The organism is Cobetia sp. ICG0124, assembly GCF_004006355.1.
Taxonomy (GTDB): Bacteria; Pseudomonadota; Gammaproteobacteria; order Pseudomonadales; family Halomonadaceae; genus Cobetia; species Cobetia marina.
This window is the reverse complement of the sequence record NZ_CP024893.1, coordinates 530,776-548,060: the sequence shown is the minus strand read 5'-3', so window position 1 is coordinate 548,060 and position 17,285 is coordinate 530,776. Positions and strand designations below refer to the sequence as shown.

The 17,285-nt window shown below is 63.1% G+C and carries 8 protein-coding genes and 3 pseudogenes; 3 read left to right on the top strand and 8 right to left on the bottom strand.

The annotated features are described in order from the left end of the window. Positions 1-4: 4 nt before the first annotated feature. The 3 genes and pseudogenes from CU110_RS02535 to CU110_RS02525 all read right to left on the bottom strand — a co-directional run bounded on the left by CU110_RS02535 (position 5) and on the right by CU110_RS02525 (position 3,995). Positions 5-1,337, bottom strand: a pseudogene (locus CU110_RS02535) (putative nucleotidyltransferase substrate binding domain-containing protein). Positions 1,338-1,899: 562 nt separating this feature from the next. Further along, the gene (locus tag CU110_RS02530) at positions 1,900-3,702 is read right to left on the bottom strand and encodes a sodium:solute symporter family protein (protein ID WP_077380122.1); all 1,803 of its coding nucleotides are present in this window, start codon (positions 3,700-3,702) and stop codon (positions 1,900-1,902) included. 35 nt (positions 3,703-3,737) lie between these two features. Further along, complete coding sequence (locus tag CU110_RS02525; RefSeq protein WP_077380124.1) at positions 3,738-3,995, bottom strand: DUF4212 domain-containing protein; 258 nt, start codon at positions 3,993-3,995, stop codon at positions 3,738-3,740. Positions 3,996-4,244: 249 nt separating this feature from the next. Here CU110_RS02525 and CU110_RS02520 point away from each other — a divergent pair. Then, positions 4,245-8,183 (top strand): annotated as a pseudogene (locus tag CU110_RS02520) (NahK/ErcS family hybrid sensor histidine kinase/response regulator); the annotation flags it as partial. Between the two features lie 17 nt (positions 8,184-8,200). Here CU110_RS02520 and CU110_RS02515 read toward each other — a convergent pair. From CU110_RS02515 to CU110_RS02500, 4 genes are all read right to left on the bottom strand, one after another. Beyond that, a complete protein-coding gene (locus CU110_RS02515; RefSeq protein ID WP_077380128.1) occupies positions 8,201-8,863 on the bottom strand; it encodes a response regulator transcription factor in 663 nt (220 codons plus the stop codon). A gap of 228 nt (positions 8,864-9,091) precedes the next feature. Beyond that, entirely contained in the window at positions 9,092-10,054 is a 963-nt protein-coding gene (locus CU110_RS02510; protein WP_240499646.1) for a DMT family transporter, read from the bottom strand. A 99-nt stretch (positions 10,055-10,153) separates the two neighbouring features. After that, complete coding sequence (gene acs / locus CU110_RS02505; RefSeq protein WP_077380130.1) at positions 10,154-12,100, bottom strand: acetate--CoA ligase; 1,947 nt, start codon at positions 12,098-12,100, stop codon at positions 10,154-10,156. Between the two features lie 129 nt (positions 12,101-12,229). Further along, complete coding sequence (locus CU110_RS02500) at positions 12,230-12,925, bottom strand: SprT-like domain-containing protein (RefSeq protein ID WP_164850249.1); 696 nt, start codon at positions 12,923-12,925, stop codon at positions 12,230-12,232. A 12-nt stretch (positions 12,926-12,937) separates the two neighbouring features. Between CU110_RS02500 and CU110_RS02495 the strand changes: the two genes are divergently transcribed. Continuing rightward, positions 12,938-13,648 carry a YecA family protein gene (locus CU110_RS02495; protein WP_127734446.1) on the top strand — a complete coding sequence of 237 codons (711 nt, stop codon included), beginning with the start codon at positions 12,938-12,940 and terminating at the stop codon, positions 13,646-13,648. Between the two features lie 14 nt (positions 13,649-13,662). Here CU110_RS02495 and CU110_RS02490 read toward each other — a convergent pair whose 3' ends face one another. Beyond that, positions 13,663-14,787 carry a phosphatidylserine/phosphatidylglycerophosphate/cardiolipin synthase family protein gene (locus CU110_RS02490; protein WP_084207890.1) on the bottom strand — a complete coding sequence of 375 codons (1,125 nt, stop codon included), beginning with the start codon at positions 14,785-14,787 and terminating at the stop codon, positions 13,663-13,665. Between the two features lie 3 nt (positions 14,788-14,790). Here CU110_RS02490 and plsB point away from each other — a divergent pair. Then, a pseudogene (gene plsB / locus CU110_RS02485) lies at positions 14,791-17,283 on the top strand (glycerol-3-phosphate 1-O-acyltransferase PlsB); the annotation flags it as partial. Positions 17,284-17,285 lie beyond the last annotated feature (2 nt).

The following is a 17,285-nucleotide window of genomic DNA, read 5'->3' as shown; positions in this document are numbered from 1 at the left end:
CGCGTCAGTAATCCAGGTGATAACGATGGGTCAGGCGCTGCTTGAAATCCTTGACCCGACTCAAGGCATCGCGCAGCAGGTCCCGCTCCAGCGAAGACAACGACTGGGTGATGATGAGATTGGCACTCCTCCTCGAGATGCCGCAACTGCTGACGCAGACGCAGTTCGGAGAACAGCGACAGGGCCTCAGACAGATCTTCGCTGTCGCTGGCCTCGATACGCCCCTCCTCTACCAGCGCCTCAAGACGCGCAAAGGTGCCGGTCGCCATCACGCCACGCTCCAGCGCCATGGTGCGTACCCCATGCACGATGGGAAAGATGCCGCCCTTCTTGATGTCGATGCCATGGCGGGGTGAGCGCAGTGAGCCGAACAGCGTCAACGGCGTCGAGAACCGCAATGCCGGGCGCGCGAAGTGCGACAGCAGCAATTCATCACGTCGGGCATGCTGCACCAGGTGTCCGCGCAGACTGTCGACCAGCTCGGCATTGCCACCGCTGGCGCGTGCATCGAAGACGATGGCTAGATTCATCAGCGCCTCCCCATCGCGTCCGGCACACCAGCGCGCCACCTTGCCGCGCCAGCGGGATTCGGTCGCGACCCACTCTGGATTGGAGACCATGATGTTGCCCGGACACGGTGGATAGCCGAGGCGTGCCAGGGTAGCGCTGAAGGTCTGCATGGCGTCGCTGCAGTCTGGCCATTGATGTCCATCAGCGAGAATCAGCCCGTTGTCCTGGTCGGTCTTGAGCATCTGCTCGCCACGCCCCTCACTGCCCATCAGCATCAGACAGCAGGAGACTCGGTGCTGCTCTTCCACCAGCAGGGCGAAGGTGCGCTCGATCAGACGTCCATTGAGGGCGCTGAGCAGTGCCATGGCATGGCGCAGATGCGCGCCCTGGAGAACCAGCGCGCGGACCAGCTCCGGCAGGCGAGCACTGGCCAGCGCCAGCGCCTCCAGATCCGCCGCGCGCTCGATCTCGAGACTGACCAGCTGGCTACGATTGGAGAAGAAGCCCAGCACATCGGTCAGCTCGATGACTCCGACCACCTTGGCATCGGCAGCGAGCGATTCCTGCACCACCACGCGGGCGACCCGATGACGCGTCATCTGGACCAGTGCCTGAAACAAATAATCCTCGGCGGTGACCGCCACCAGCGCGAAGGTGCCCAGAGGGGCGAGACGATGCGTGGCAGGAAGTCCCTCCAGCACCAGTGCGTTGAGCAGATCGGTGCGCGTGACCACGCCACAACGGCCCTGTACCTCGATGATCAGACTGTCAGCACCAGCCTCTCCCATGGCCTTCACGCCTGCCTCGATGCTGCTGCTGGCTGGCATCACCAGTGGCGGACGCATGCAATCCATCACCCTCGCCAGCATGAAGCCTGTCTGGTCCCGGCTGCTGCCGAGTCGGGTGTCCCGATACGCCGCGAGCAGCCGGGCCTTGTCACGCAGGCTGTGCTGGAAATACTCCTCGAACCCGGGATTGCCTTCACACAGCTGACGGAAGTGGTCGGCCGGCAATTGATAGCAGAGCGTTTCCTGCTCGCAGACGAAGCGTGTCCGGCATTCGCCGTTGAGCAGGGTCAAGGCCCCGAACAGATCTCCCTTGCTGTAATGCCCGATGCGCAGACTCAGCCAGGCGTCGTGACCCTCACGTCGCGCCTGCTCCAGGGTGGCGGTGTCCGGCAATGGCGTTTCTGCCGCCAGCTCGACCACCTCGCCCTTGTGGATGATGAAGAGCGCCTCTCCCACCGCTCCCGGTATCAGCGGTTGCTCCAGGGCCGCGAAGTACTGCAGGTCGACGTTCTCGGCCAGCCGTGCCCGGCTGCGCTCATCCAGCAGGCTGAACGGCGGCTCGCCGAACGGAATTTCGACTAATGTGGCTTGCATGACAGGATCAGTGATCCACTGCCGTTCCTGCCCCGCGCGGCACGCGGATGTCCTCGACGATATGCTGGATGTGCTCGGGCGGCGGCGGTGTCACCTTGCAGACGACGACCGCGACGACGAAGTTGAGCACCATGCCCAGCGAGCCGATCCCCTCCGGCGACACGCCCAGCAGCCAGTACTCCGCCGTGTTGAGCTCCGGCGAGATGAACTTGAAGTAGACGATGTAGCTGAAGGTGAACACCAGCCCGACCAGCATGCCCGCGATAGCGCCTTCCTTGTTCATGCGCTTGGAGAAGATCCCCAGCAGGATGACCGGGAAGAAGCTCGAGGCCGCGAGACCGAAGGCAAAGGCCACCACCTGCGCCACGAAGCCTGGCGGATTGATGCCGAAGTAACCGGCGATCACGATGGCCACCGCTGCCGCCATGCGAGCTGCCATCAACTCCTGTTTCTCGGTGATGTCTGGCTTGAAGGTCTTCTTGAGCAGGTCATGCGAGATGGCCGAGGAGATGACCAGCAACAGCCCCGCTGCCGTCGAGAGCGCCGCCGCCACGCCACCTGCCGCCACCAGCGCGATGACCCATGCCGGCAGATTGCCGATTTCCGGGTTGGCCAGCACGATGATGTCGCGGTCGATGTAGACCTCGCTCTCGTTGTCGGTGGGCGTGTTGCTCACCAGACGCTGACCATACTCACCACGAGCGGCCTGGCTGTCGGCGTCGCCTTCATAGCTCGGCTTGCCCGCGAAGGGGTCACCGCCGCGCATCTGGATGATGCCGTCGCCATTCTTGTCGACCCAGCCGATCAGACCGGTGTTCTCCCAGTTGTAGAACCAGCCCGGCAGTTCCTCATAGGCTGTCTCGTTGACGGTCTCGACCAGGTTCACCCGCGCAAAGGCACCCACGGCCGGCGCAGTGGTGTAGAGCAGTGCGATGAAGAACAGCGCCCAGCCAGCGGAGATACGTGCATCCCTGACGGTCGGTACCGTGAAGAAGCGCACGATGACGTGCGGCAGACCCGCGGTCCCGCACATCAGTGCCGCCGTGATGAAGAAGACATCGATGGTGGATTTGGAGCCTTCGGTGTACTCGCGGAAGCCGAGGTCAGTCACGACCTGATCCAGCTTCTGCAGCAGATAGACGCCGGTATCGTTGCCCTGTGCATCCACCAGCGTGCCGCCGAAGCCGGTCTGAGGCAGCACGTGTCCGGTCATCATGATCGACAGGAAGACGGCCGGTACCAGGAAGGCGAAGATCAACACGCAGTACTGCGCCACCTGGGTATAGGTGATCCCCTTCATGCCACCCAGAACGGCATAGAAGAAGACGATCGCCATGCCGATGACGACACCGACGTTCACGTCCACTTCAAGGAAGCGCGCGAAGACGATGCCGGTGCCGCGCATCTGACCCGCGACATAGGTGAAGGAAATGAAGATGACACAGACCACCGCCACGGTACGTGCGACGCTCGAGTAATAACGGTCACCGACGAAATCCGGCACCGTGAACTTGCCGAACTTGCGCAGATACGGTGCCAGCAACATCGCCAGCAACACATAGCCACCCGTCCAGCCCATCAGATAGACGGAGGCGTCATAGCCCACATAGGCGATGATGCCCGCCATGGAGATGAAGGAGGCGGCAGACATCCAGTCCGCAGCGGTGGCGGCCCCGTTGGCGATGGGGTGGACCCCTCCGCCCGCCACGTAGAATTCCTTGGTAGAGCCGGCACGCGACCACACCGCAATGCCGATGTAGAGCGCGAACGAGGCGCCCACGAAAAGGTACGTCAGTAATTGAACATCCATTGGCGTTGTCCTTGGCGATATCGATCATCTTGTTCTCATTGCTCGTGGAGGTCGAAGCGTTCATCCAGCTTGTTCATCGAACGGGCGTACAAGATGATCAGCGCGAGGAAGAAATAGATCGCCCCTTGCTGAGCAAACCAGAAACCGAGTTTGAAACCGAAGAACTGGATATTGTTGAGGACATCCACCAACAGGATTCCGCATCCATAGGACACGACAAACCAGATCACGAGATACCCCATGATCAGTCTGATATTGGCGGCCCAATACGCCTTGGCATTCTCTTCCTTCATGACGGAGTTCTCGCATTGTTATTGTGATTGGCGAGAGACCCATCGGCGATGAACCGATGAATGGTCTCCATTGACTGAATCATTCGTCCTCATGGAGTGAGTGATATTCCCTGCGTCTTGCGTTGCTTATCAGGAAACTTGGCGACTCGCTTCTGACAGTAGCCAAGGGGCCAGCTCATCGCAGGCTGACTTTAGTCGAGAGCATGAGCCGGGCCTGCGTAGAATGGCGCTTCCAGAGAGGAGAGCAACATGTTCCAGGGGTGGTGGCTAATCGCAGTGGCGCTGGGCTATATCGCGGTACTGTTCATGATTGCGTGGCGAGGGGATCGCAACGCCAAGAAGCACGGGTCGGCCAGTCGCCGACCGGCAGTCTACAGTCTGGGGCTTGCGGTCTACTGCACCAGCTGGACCTTTTACGGCAGTGTCGGCCAGGCCGCGACCAGTGGCTGGAGCTACCTGAGCATCTTCATCGGGCCGATCCTGACCTGTCTGCTGTTCTGGCCGATCCTCTTGAAGATGATTCGCGTCGCCAAGCGACAGAACATCACCTCGATCGCCGATTTCATCGCCTCGCGCTACGGCAAGACGCAGTCACTGGCCGTGTTTGCCTCGCTGGTGGCACTGGTCGGCACCCTGCCCTACATCGCCCTGCAGCTGAAGGCGGTGTCGAGTGCCTATCAGGTACTGACCGACACCAGTGACGTCACGCGCACTGCCTGGCTGGGGGATACCGCCTTCTATGTCGCGGCGGTGATGGCGATATTCGCCATCCTGTTCGGCACGCGGCATACCGATGCCACCGAGCACCATGTCGGCCTGTTGCAGGCCATCGCCTTCGAATCTCTGGTCAAGCTGATCGCCTTTTTGACGCTGGGCGCCTATGTCACCTGGGGCATGTTCAATGGCCTGGGGGATCTTTTCACCAAGGCGGACACCTATCTGGAGCTCCAGCAACAGCTCGAGAACCAGACCTTCGGCTCCGGCTTCTGGGCCCAGACATTGCTGGCGATGCTGGCCATCTTCTGCCTGCCGCGCCAGTTCCATGTCGCGGTGGTCGAGAACACCCACCACTCGGATGCCCGCCGCGCCCGCTGGCTGTTCCCGATCTATCTGATCGCCATCTCCTTCTTCGTGCTGCCCATCGCCGCCGCCGGCCTGACGATGTTCCCGGATGGCTCGGTGTCACCGGACAGCTTCGTGCTGGCACTGCCGATGGCGGCAGATCAGACCTGGTTGACCCTGCTGACCTTCATCGGGGGCTTCTCGGCCGCGACCGGCATGGTCATCGTCGCGGCGGTCGCGGTCTCGATCATGATCTCCAACGAGATCGTCATTCCGCTGCTGTTCCGTTTGCGCTGGTTCGATACCGAAGCCCGCGACTACAGTCATATCGTGCTGCTGGCCCGCCGCCTGACCATCGTGATGATTCTCGGCCTGGCCTACGGCTTCTATCTGCTGATCGCCGAATACAGCACGCTGTCAGCCATCGGGCTGCTGTCATTCGCCGCCGTGGCCCAGTTCGCGCCCTCTCTGCTGGGCGGGCTCTACTGGAAGCGTGGCAATCGCCTGGGGGTCATCGTCGGCCTCAACCTCGGCTTCGCCGTCTGGGCCTGGACCCTGCTGGTTCCGGCACTGGCCCAGGCAGGCCTGATGCCCGCCGACATGGTCAATTACGGTCCGCTCGGCATCGACTGGCTCTCGCCGCATGGCCTGTTCGGCTTCCGCTTCAGTGACCCGCTGACCCACGGCGTGATGCTGTCTCTCGGCCTCAACCTGTTCGGCTATATCTTCGTCTCGCAGATGACGCCGCAACGCGTGGTCGAGCGCATCCAGGCATCCTTGTTCGTCGATAGCGTCGAGACGCGTCAGACCAGCGTCTCGCGCCCGTGGACCGGCTCTACCTCCGTCTCGGACCTGCGCGTACTCTGTGAGCGCTTCCTGAGCCATGAGCAGGTCGAACGCGCCTTCGAAGATTACGCACGCCGCAGCGGCCAGCCGCTGGAACTCCACGGGCGCGCGTCAATCGACCTGATCCAGTTCACCGAGCGCTTCCTGGCTTCCGTGCTCGGTGCCTCCTCGGCGCGGATCGTGGTCAACTCTGCCCTGCAGGGGCGCGGCATCGGTATCTCGGATGTCATCTCCATCGTCGATGAAGCCTCACAGGTGCTGGAATTCAACCGCGCCCTGCTGCAGGCCACCATCGAGAACATCCACCAGGGCATCAGCGTGGTCGACCAGCACATGCGCCTGGTGGTGTGGAATCAGCGCTATCTGGACATGTTCCGCTTCCCTGACAACCTGATCCGTGTCGGCGCCCCGATCGATCGCATCTTCCGTTACAACGCGCACAATGGTGAATATGGTCCGGGCGACCCGGAAGAGCATGTCGATCAGCTGCTGGACGCCATCCGTGACGGCGAGCCGCATCGCTACGTGCGCTATCGCCAGGACGGCACCGTGATGGAGATCCAGGGCAACCCGATGCCCGGCGGCGGCTTCGTCTATACCTACCAGGACATCACCCAGCAGAAGCGCACCGAAGAGGCGTTGATCCGCTCGGAAAACAACATCCGCATCTACACCGACAACGTGCCGGCGCTGATCGCCTACTTCGACAAGGAGTGTCGTTACCTCTTCACCAACCGCGCCTATGAAGCAGTGATGGGCATCGACCGTACCGCCGTCATCGGCGAGCCGGCCGAGGCGGCGATGCCTGAAGACATCTATCGCCAGCGCGCCCCCTGGATGACGCGCGCCCTGGCGGGGGAACGCGTTTCCTTCGAGATCTCGCTGGAAGCCCCCGAGGGCGGTGTGCGTTACATGCTGGTGACCTATACGCCGCACTTCAGCGGCAAGGGCAACATCCTCGGCTTCTTCGCGCTCTATCAGGACATCACCGAACGCCGCCTGGCCGAGATTGCCCTCAAGGAAACCAACGAGAATCTGGAAGAACGCGTTCGCGTGCGTACCCAGGAGCTGTCACAGGTCAACGAGGCATTGCGTACCGAGAACCGTGTGCGCGCGGAAGCCGAGCAGGCACTGCGTCAGGCCAAGCAGCTGGCCGAGGATGCCAACGCCTCCAAGACGCGCTTTCTGGCCGCGGCCAGTCATGACCTGCTGCAACCCCTGAATGCCGCACGCCTGTTCACCTCCGCTCTCGCCCAGCAGGTGGAAGGCGAGATGAAGACCACCACCAATCACATCGACAACTCGCTGCAGGCCGCCGAGGAGCTGCTCAGCACCCTGCTCGACATCTCCAAGCTCGATGCCGGCGCGCTGGCGCCACGTCGCAGCGTGTTCCGCCTGTCGGATATTCTCAAGCCGCTGAAGGCCGAGTTCGAGGTGATGGCGGAAGACCGAGGGCTGGACCTGAAGGTGGTGATGACCCAGCTGGCGGTGGATTCTGACGGCCAGATGCTGCGGCGCATCGTGCAGAACTTCCTGTCCAACGCCGTGCGTTACACCCGTCAGGGCCACGTACTGCTGGGCTGTCGCCGCCTGGGGGATCGCATTCGCATCGAAGTCTGGGACACCGGCCCCGGCATCCCCGAGTCCAAGCTGACCGAGATCTTCCAGGAATTCCGGCGTCTCGATCAGAGCGAGCGTCACAAGGAGAGCGAGAAGGGGCTGGGACTGGGCCTGTCGATCGCCGAGCGCATGAGTCGCGTGCTCGATCACCCGATCACGGTGCGCAGCTGGGTCGGTGTGGGGACAGTCTTCGCGGTCAGCGTCCCGATCAGCAAGACACTGCCGGCCGCTGAACAGCCGGATGCCGTCCCGGCCCGCAAGCGCGCCGGCAACAAGCTGACCGGCACCCGCGTGCTGTGCATCGACAACGAGAGCCTGATTCTGGAAGGCATGAAGGCGATGCTGTCCGGCTGGGGCTGCGAAGTCTTCACCGCCACGTCCATCGGTGGTGCCAAATCCGTGATTCGCAATCTGGATGGTGATCCGGATGCCATCCTCGCCGATTATCACCTCGACAATGAAGTGACCGGTCTGATGGCGCTGGATGCTCTGGATGAACGCCTGGCAGGCTCCGTGCCCGGCATCGTCATCACCGCGGATCGCACTGACGAAGTCGCCGAGGAGGTACGCCGTGCCGGCTATCACCTGCTGCTCAAGCCGGTGCGTCCGGCGGCGCTGCGCGCACTGCTGACGCGTACCCTGCAGGCCAATCGTGCCGAGAAGCATGCCAGCGGTACTCAGGAGCGAACCTTCGGCGGCTCGACTTCCAGACGCTGCGCCGCGATGACGGCCTGGGTGCGGGAATGCACGCCAAGCTTGCGCAGAATGGCGGTCACGTGCGCCTTGATGGTGGCCTCGGACACATTCAGCTCATAGGCGATCTGCTTGTTGAGCAGGCCTTCCGTCAGCATGTTGAGCACGCGGAACTGCTGTGGCGTCAGCGAGGCGATCGCTTCGGCAAAGCGGGACTCATCTTCGCTGGACTCGCCCATGGCTTCGGCGATATCCGTCGGCAGCCAGACTTCGCCTTCGAGAATCTCGCCGATCGCCTCGGCGATCACATCCAGACTTGCGGACTTGGGGATGAAACCGGAAGCGCCATAATCGATGGCGCGGCGCACCACGTAGGGCTCCTCGCTACCGGATACGACGGCGACCGGGATATCCGGCGTCTGACCACGCAGCTGGATCAGGCCTGAGAAGCCATGGGCTCCCGGCATGTGCAGGTCCAGCAGGATCAGATCAGCATCGGGGTGGCGGGCAACGATATCGTTGGTCGCGTCCATGCTGTCGGCTTCGACAATCTCTGCCTGTGAGGCCACTTGCCTGAGTGCCTGCGTCAGTGCGGCACGAAAGAGCGGATGATCGTCTGCAACGATGAACTTCTGGGCAAAGGCCATTGAGTCTCCTCCAAAACCCCGATGGTGATCATCACCGACCTTCCTGGCCGGTCAATGATCGCCGTTATTTTCTGGCATGTTACCCCATGGAACGCGCGTTTAACAAAGCAGCCCACCATCGGGAGACATACTGATGTTTCGCTCGGGGAACACGAGTATCGCACGGATTGCCCAATGATGAGTGGACAATGCACAAGTGAATTCTGACAGCATCCTGCGGATGGAGAGTCAGACCACCCTAACCGCAACGCGACTCGCATGCCAACCGACCAGTGCCACACCGGCAATCAGCAGGAAACCCATGAGGCTGGCAGCGTCCGGCACTTCCCCCCAGATCGCCCAGCCGGCCAATGCGGAGAACACGATGGTGAGATAGGAATAGATCGACACTTCCCCCGCGGGCGCCAGCCGATAGGCCGTGGTCATCAGGATCTGGCCACCGGCCGCGAAGACCCCGATCCCCAACAGGGCCAGTGCCTGTGGCGCACTGGGCATCACCGGATTCATCAGCATCGGCACCAGGGTGACGATGCTGGAGACCAGCGAGAAATGTAACACGATTGTCGCGGAAGCCTCACGCCCTCGCAGCGCCCGAATCAGTGTGTAGGCAGCGCCGGCCAACATGGCCGAGCCCAATCCGACCAGCGCCGGAAACAGTGCCTCCACACCTCCCTCGGCGAACGCCAGCTGCGGCTTGATGACCAGAGTCGCCCCCACGAAGGCAATCAGCATGCCTACCAGCCGCCAGCCGCCCAGGCGCTCTGCCAGAAACATGCCGGCAAACAGCATCACGAAAAACGGCGACAGCTTGTTTAGGATAGTCGCATCCGCAAGCAGCAGGTGATCGATGGCGTAGAAAAAGCTCATCACGCCGCCAAGCCCGATCAGCGAGCGCGCCAGCAGCAACGGCTGATGGTGCCAGTGTCCCAGCAGACGAGCGCCCGCCATGCGAACCATCACGACGGCAACCACCAGGCTTACGAGATTGCGCACGAAGACCTTCTCGAACAGCGGCAAGTCACCGCTCAACTTGACCATCGCGCCCATCAACGCGAAGGAGATCGCCGACAGGCACATCAGCACGACAGCGCGTGGACGGTTCTCGCCCTCGGTGGATGACGATGATGAAACCTGTGAGGAAGTGGCGGGCTGAGACGTGGCGCAGGATGCATCCGACTTGCCTGCTGACATGGGGGCTGCCTTGATCATGAAGTGAATGAGGAAATGCTCAGGGAGGCTTCGATGTCGCGACGTGTCTCGTCAGGCCTGCATGGCCGTCATACGACGAGTTCAGCGGTTGGCGCGATGCTCGATCAGATCATCCACCACCGTCGGGTCCGCCAGCGTCGAGGTATCCCCAAGACCGTCGGTCTCGTTGGCGGCGATCTTGCGCAGGATACGCCGCATGATCTTGCCGGAACGCGTCTTGGGCAGTCCCGGTGCCCACTGGATGACATCAGGTGACGCGATCGGCCCGATGTCCTTGCGCACCCACTGGGTCAGGGTCTTCTTGAGCTCATCGCTTGGCTCGATGCCATCATTGAGCGTCACGTAGATGTAGATCCCCTGCCCCTTGATGTCGTGGGGATAACCGACCACCGCGGCTTCGGCGACCGCCTCATGCGCGACCAGCGATGACTCGATCTCGGCCGTGCCCATGCGGTGCCCGGAAACGTTGAGCACGTCGTCGACGCGTCCGGTGATCCAGTAATACCCATCCTCGTCACGGCGGCAGCCATCGCCGGTGAAGTACATGCCGGCATAGGTGGAGAAATAGGTCTGCACGTAACGCTCATGGTTGCCCCAGATGGAGCGAGCCTGCCCGGGCCAGCTGTCGAGAATCACCAGATTGCCTTCGGTGGCTCCCTCGAGAATGTTGCCCTCGTTGTCGACCAGCGCCGGCTGCACGCCGAAGAACGGCAAGGTGGCGGAACCCGGCTTGAGATCCGTGGCACCCGGCAGCGGCGCGATCATGATGCCGCCGGTCTCGGTCTGCCACCAGGTATCCACCAGCGGGCAGTTGCCCTTGCCGATCACGCGGTGGAACCACTCCCAGGCCTCAGGATTGATCGGCTCACCCACCGAGCCGAGCAGGCGCAGGCTGTCGCGGGAACTGGAGTCCATCACGCCATCGCCGTGTGCCATCAGCGCGCGCACGGCGGTCGGGGCCGTGTAGAGGATATTGACCTGATGCTTGTCGACGATCTCCCCCATGCGCCCGTGAGTCGGATAGCTGGGCACCCCCTCGAACATCAGCGTGGTCGCGCCGTTGGCCAGCGGTCCATAGACGATGTAGCTGTGCCCTGTCACCCAGCCGACATCCGCCGTGCACCAGTAGATGTCGCCATCGTGGTAGTCGAAGACGTAACGATGGGTCATGGCCGCATAGAGCAGATAGCCGCCCGTGGTGTGCTTCAGCCCCTTGGGCGTGCCGGTGGAGCCGGAGGTGTAGAGAATGAACAGCGGGTCTTCCGCGCCCATCGCTTCTGCCGGGCAGTCGCTGGACTGACGGTCGACCAGCTCGTGGAACCACAGATCACGACTCCCCCAGTGCACGTCACCTCCGGTACGCCGCACCACCAGCACGTGGTCGACGCAGTCGGTGCCATCGCGCTCCAGCGCATCGTCGACATTCTCCTTGAGCGGCACTCGCTTGCCACCGCGCAGCGATTCATCGGCGGTGATCACGATACGCGAGCTGGAATCGGCGATCCGTCCTGCCAGCGCGTCCGGCGAGAAGCCCCCGAAGACCACCGAGTGCACCGCACCGATACGGGTACAGGCCAGCATCGCCATGGCCGCTTCGGGGATCATCGGCATGTACAGGGTGACCACGTCACCACGCCCCACGCCCAGTTCCTTGAGGCCATTGGCGAACTGGCTGACGCGCGCATGCAGCTCGCGATAGGTGATCGACTGGGACTCGCTGGGGTCATCCCCTTCCCAGATGATCGCCACCTGGTCGCCACGCTCCTCGAGATGACGATCCAGACAGTTGTGGGCCACGTTGAGCTGACCATCCTCGAACCAGCGCACATCGACATTCTCAGGGCCGAAGTCGGTACTGCGTATCACCGAGGGCGCCTTGAACCAGTCCAGCGACTGCGCCTGCTCGGCCCAGAAATCCTCGGGTGCCTCGACAGACTGCTGATACATGGCCTGATAGCGCTCACGATCTACCCATGCACGGGCGGCAACATCAGGCTTGACCGGGTGGACCTTGGCATCTTCGCTCATGCTGCCTCATACGACACGGGTACGCTGCGGACGAGTCATGGCTAGTCCGTTTCAGCTTAAACCCAAGCATGGGGGGGCCACACACTAGACCTTGGTAGACAATTTTTTCCCAATAATTTCAACTATTTATCAACAAATAACACCAAGGTCACAGCGACTTTCGCCGCAGAAAACCCGCGAATCGCTCAATGGCCCCTTGAGCGCTTTCCCGCACTGCCGGCATCGGTAACGCTGCCCACGAAGCGCATTGGCATGTCGACGATGACTCAGATAGTGCGGTGTCTCGCAATCGCATCCGTAGGCCCAGGGCATCGGACTCGCGCGGGAAACATCCATGCGGTGGGTCACCTCAGGTGCGACACCATAGAGATTCGTCATGACCTGCTGCCACTCCGGGCCATGCGGCTTGACCCGCTGGCCGCGCGCGCGCTCCACCACTTCCATCACCACCCAGTGCGCCACCTCATGAGGGACGGTCTGGCTCAGGAAGTGATGGCGGTTCTCGCACAGCAATTGCCAGTTGAAGCGCAGGCGCTGGCGCGCCGGTTCGGCTGTCCCGGCAGTGCGTCCTCTGAGACGACAGGACACGGCGGGCATGCGCATCTCGGGATAGTGCGCACGTGCGCGCGCCAGACAGGCCAGCACACGGGATTGCAGCATGGCATGCAGTTGCGGCTCGCTGAGGGCATCCAGTGTCTGCTCATCGGCCAACGGCAGGGGGTCGGCGACCGCATCACCGAGACACGCCAGTACATGGTCGACGGGAAAGCGATATCGACTGACGACACTGCCATCCACGGCGTGCGCGACACGGGAACAAGACATGAGACCTTCCCTATGGCCGAGCCTGTCCAGACCCAGCCGTTGCTGGATGATGAATCCCTCGACATCCTCGATGAGTTCCTTGAATCCGACCTGGTCGGCCCGGAAGCCCTCGACATCATCAGCGCGCATGGCTTCATGCTGGCACTGGCCATCGCACCACGCGAAGTGCCTTCCAGCCTGTGGCTGCCGGAGCTGTTCCAGGGGCAGCCAGCCTATGAAAGCCCCGAGCAGGAAGCCCAGGTGGTCGCGCTGTTCGAGCAGATGCGCGCCAATGCCATCGACGCCCTCGAGCACGGTATCCTGCCTGAGCTGCTGTTCGAGCTGGAACTCGGTGGCCTCGACCCCGTCGAGACGCCGATCGGTGACTGGTGTGCAGGCTTCATGGAAGGTGTCTTCATGGACGAGGAAGCCTGGTTCGGGACCCAGGAAGAGACCGCGGCCGAGCTGCTGCTGCCCTTCATGGCCATCTCGGGCGTATTCGACGATGAAGACCCGGAGATCGGCGAGCTGATCGCCGACCCCGTCGGTGCCCAGCGCTTCGTCAACCAGCTGCCGGAACTGCTGCTGGATCTCTACCTGCTCTATCGCGTGCCGCCGGAAAGCCCCAAGCCATCACCGCGCCGCAAGGGAGCCGCAACGCCGGGCGCCGCGGGCATTCCGCGTGGCAAGCATGCGGGCGGCAAGGGCAGTGGCAAGGGCGGCGCGAAGAGAAGCAGTGTCTGACATCCGTGAACTGGCTAGCGCAGCCGCGTCACCAGGCTATCCAGGGTGCCATAGCCCCACTCGCGACAGCGTTGCGCCAGAGAGCGTCGCTGCCAGGCAGCCCGGGTGATCTCGACGCTGCGCGCGAAATGCTGCTCGAACAGCGCCGCCACCTCCGCCGCGAAGCGATGGTCCTGCACCTCCTGATTGGCCTCCAGATTCCATTGCAGGCTCCAGTGATCGAAGTTGCATGACCCCAGCGTGACCCAGTCATCCGCCAGCGAGAACTTGGCATGCAGGAAGCGCGGCTGGAATTCATGGATCCGCACGCCCGCCTTGAGGAGACTCGCATAGAAACGCTGCCCCGCAGAACGCACGCCGGGATGGTCGTGATGCTGTCCCGCGATCAACAGCTGCACATCGACGCCGCGCCGAGCCGCCCGCTTGAGGCGTCGACGCATGCTGAAGGTCGGCACGAAGTAAGGCGTGCAGATCCACAGCCGCTTGCGGGTGCTGCTGGCCTGATGCTGGAGCGAGTGGCGAATCGCCTGATAACGAAATCCATGGCCCCAGACGACACGCCCGCGCATCCCCAGATATCCCGTGACGACGTTGACCGCATTGATGTTGACGCTGCGCACGGCCTCACGACGCCCCTGCCCCTCGCTGGCAGCGGAATCCCAGACCCGCGCGAACAGCCTGACCCAGTCACGGATACAGGGCCCCTCGATGCGTATCGCCACTTCTGACCAGGCCTCGGCAAACTCATCGACCGCCCCGAAACCGCCAGTGAAGCCCACCTCGCCATCCACGACCAGCAGCTTGCGGTGATCCCGCGTCAGGTTGCGACCGAACCGCCACCAGCGAATCGGGTTGTAGAAGCGCAGGGCGATGCCGGCCTCGGTCATGCGCTGGCGATCCGCCTCCTCGAGCCCCAGCGAGCCGAAGCCATCCAGCAGCACCAGTACATTGACGCCACGCTGGCACGCAGCGCTCAAAGCCTCGATCAGGACCCGACTGAGGTGACCGCTTTCGGCCAGATACAGTTCGAGCAGTATCGAGTGACGTGCGCCTTCCACCGCCTCCAGCATGCTGGGCAGAAAGCGCGCCCCCTCCGGCAGCAGGGTAAATCGATTGCCTGAACGCCACATTCCGAGCATGACATGCCTCCCGTCGCTCCCGCACTGGGCAGCTCCGCCATGTCGCCCGTCACCCTGTTATTGCGCCCTCTGCGCAACCTCAGCCGCCGTCTGCTGGACAAATGGGTGGAGCTGCGCGCGGTGGAACCCGACATCAACGCGCTGGACCACAGTGCCCTGAATCTCGACCCCGACCTGCCGGTGGTCTACGTCTTCCCCTATCAGGCGCTCTCCGATGAACTGGTGATCGAGCAGCTTTGCGAGGGGCGTGGCCTGCCGTCTCCCACTCTGCCCTTGAGCATAGGCGACATGCGACTGAGTCACTCGCGGTTGCGCCTGCTGCGTCACTCACGCAAGGGCAAGGGCCTGCTCTCCCGACGACTCGCGCAGCTGATCGAGGCACTGGAGAACGCCCCGGATGAGGTCGAGGTCCAGCTGGTACCGGTCAGCGTGTTCTGGGGGCGTGCGCCGGGCAAGGAATTCGGCTTCTGGAAGTTCATCTCCGCTGACAGCTGGCGTGTCACCGGGGTATTGCGTCGCGCCATCGCCATCCTCGTGCATGGTCGCTCGGTGGATGTGCACTTCGGCCAGCCGCTCAAGCTCCACGAGGTGCTGCGCGAAGGTCCCGAGGATCAGGCGCTGGCGCGCCGGCGCATCGCTCGTCTGCTGCGCGTGCACTTTCGTCGCGTGCGCACCCGACTGCTGGGGCCGGACCTCTCGCATCGCCACACCATGATCCGCAATCTGCAGAAGGCGCCCGCCGTACAGGACGTGATCAGCGAGCTGGCCCGCGACCAGAACCAGCGTCCCGCGCGTCTCGAGAAGCGCGCGTTGAGATACGGCCGCGAGATCGCCTCCAACATGGGCTATCCCGTGCAGCGCTTCCTGGCTCACGCCCTCAAGCGCTTGTGGCACAAGCTGTATGACGGCATCGAGATCCGCGGCATGTCGCGCGTCAAGGCGATCGCCGGGGACTGCGAGCTGATCTATGTGCCCTGCCATCGCAGCCATATCGATTATCTGCTGCTGTCCTACGTGCTGTTCCACGAAGGGCTGATGACGCCGCACGTGGCAGCCGGCAAGAATCTCGACATGCCGGTGATCGGCCCGATCCTCCGGCGTGGAGGCGCCTTCTTCCTGCGCCGCAGCTTCCGTGACAATCGCCTCTATGGCGCGGTCTTCGATGAATATGTCCACCAGCTGATCACCCGCGGGCACCCGGTGGAATACTTCATCGAGGGTGGACGCTCACGCACGGGGCGCATGTTGCCGCCACGTCCGGGCATGCTGGCGATGACGCTACGTTCCTTCCTGCGTGACACGCGCCGCGAGGTCGCCTTCGTCCCGGTCTACATCGGCTACGAGAAGGTCTTCGAGAGCCTCAGCTATCAGCGTGAACTGTCGGGCGCCAGCAAGAAGAAGGAGTCGCCGCTGGATCTGATTCGCGTGCTGGGGCAGCTCAAGCAGCCCTTCGGCAAGGTCTATCTCAACATTGGCGAGCCGCTCAAGCTGGGGGCCTGGCTGGACGAGACCACTCCCGAGTGGCAGGCCAGTCGCCACCAGCGGCGCCCGGAATGGCTGACCAGTGCCGTGCCGCGACTGGGCAACGAGATCGCCACGCGCATCAATGCCGCCGCGGCCCTCAACCCTGTCTCGCTGTCGGCGCTGGTACTGCTTTCCACCGCACACCACGCCATCGAGTCCAGCCTGATGCAGCGCCAGCTGGCCATGCTGGTGCGGCTGGCCGGCAAGCTGCCTGGCCGGCAGGACCACAGCCTGCCCGAAGGCACGCCGGAAGAATGGATCGCGCACTGTGCGCACCTGGGGCTGGTCACCCTACGCCCCCAGCACCTCGGTGAGCTGGTGATCGCCACACCGGAACAGGCCAGCCTGCTGACCTGGTACCGCAACAACGTCCTGCATCTGCTGGCGCTGCCGGCGCTGATCGCCTTCGCCTTCCGCAACACCGCCCAGTACACCCTGCAGGCGCTGGATGAGCAGATCAGCCCGGCCTGGCCCGTACTGGTACGTGAACTGTTCGTGCCGGAAGCCCCGGAGCTGAAAGGCGATATCGCCGCCACCCTCGCGCTGCTCAGCGACGAGGGCCTGCTGGAGCACCAGCCGGCAACCGAGAACACGCCCGAACGCTGGTCGCGTCCGGTCGCAAGCCAGGAATCCTCCGAGCAGCTGCGGCTGCTGGCCCAGCCGGTCCAGCCGACGCTGGAGCGCGGCTACCTGCTGATCGCGGCCTTGCTGCAACACGGCAGCGGCACGCTGGATCGCGAAGCCCTCGAGACCCACTCCGGCGCGCTGGCAGAGCGGCTGACGCTGCTCTCGGGCCTCAACGCGCCCGAGTTCTTCGACAAGCGACTGTTCCGTGGCCTGCTGGATACCCTGCTGGAGCTGGACTTCATCTGGCTGGACGACAACCGTCTGTGCTTCGGCGAAGCGCTGGAAGACCTGCAGACCCGTGGGCGCGACCTGTTCGACCCGGCATTGCGCCATCGCTTGCAGCATGT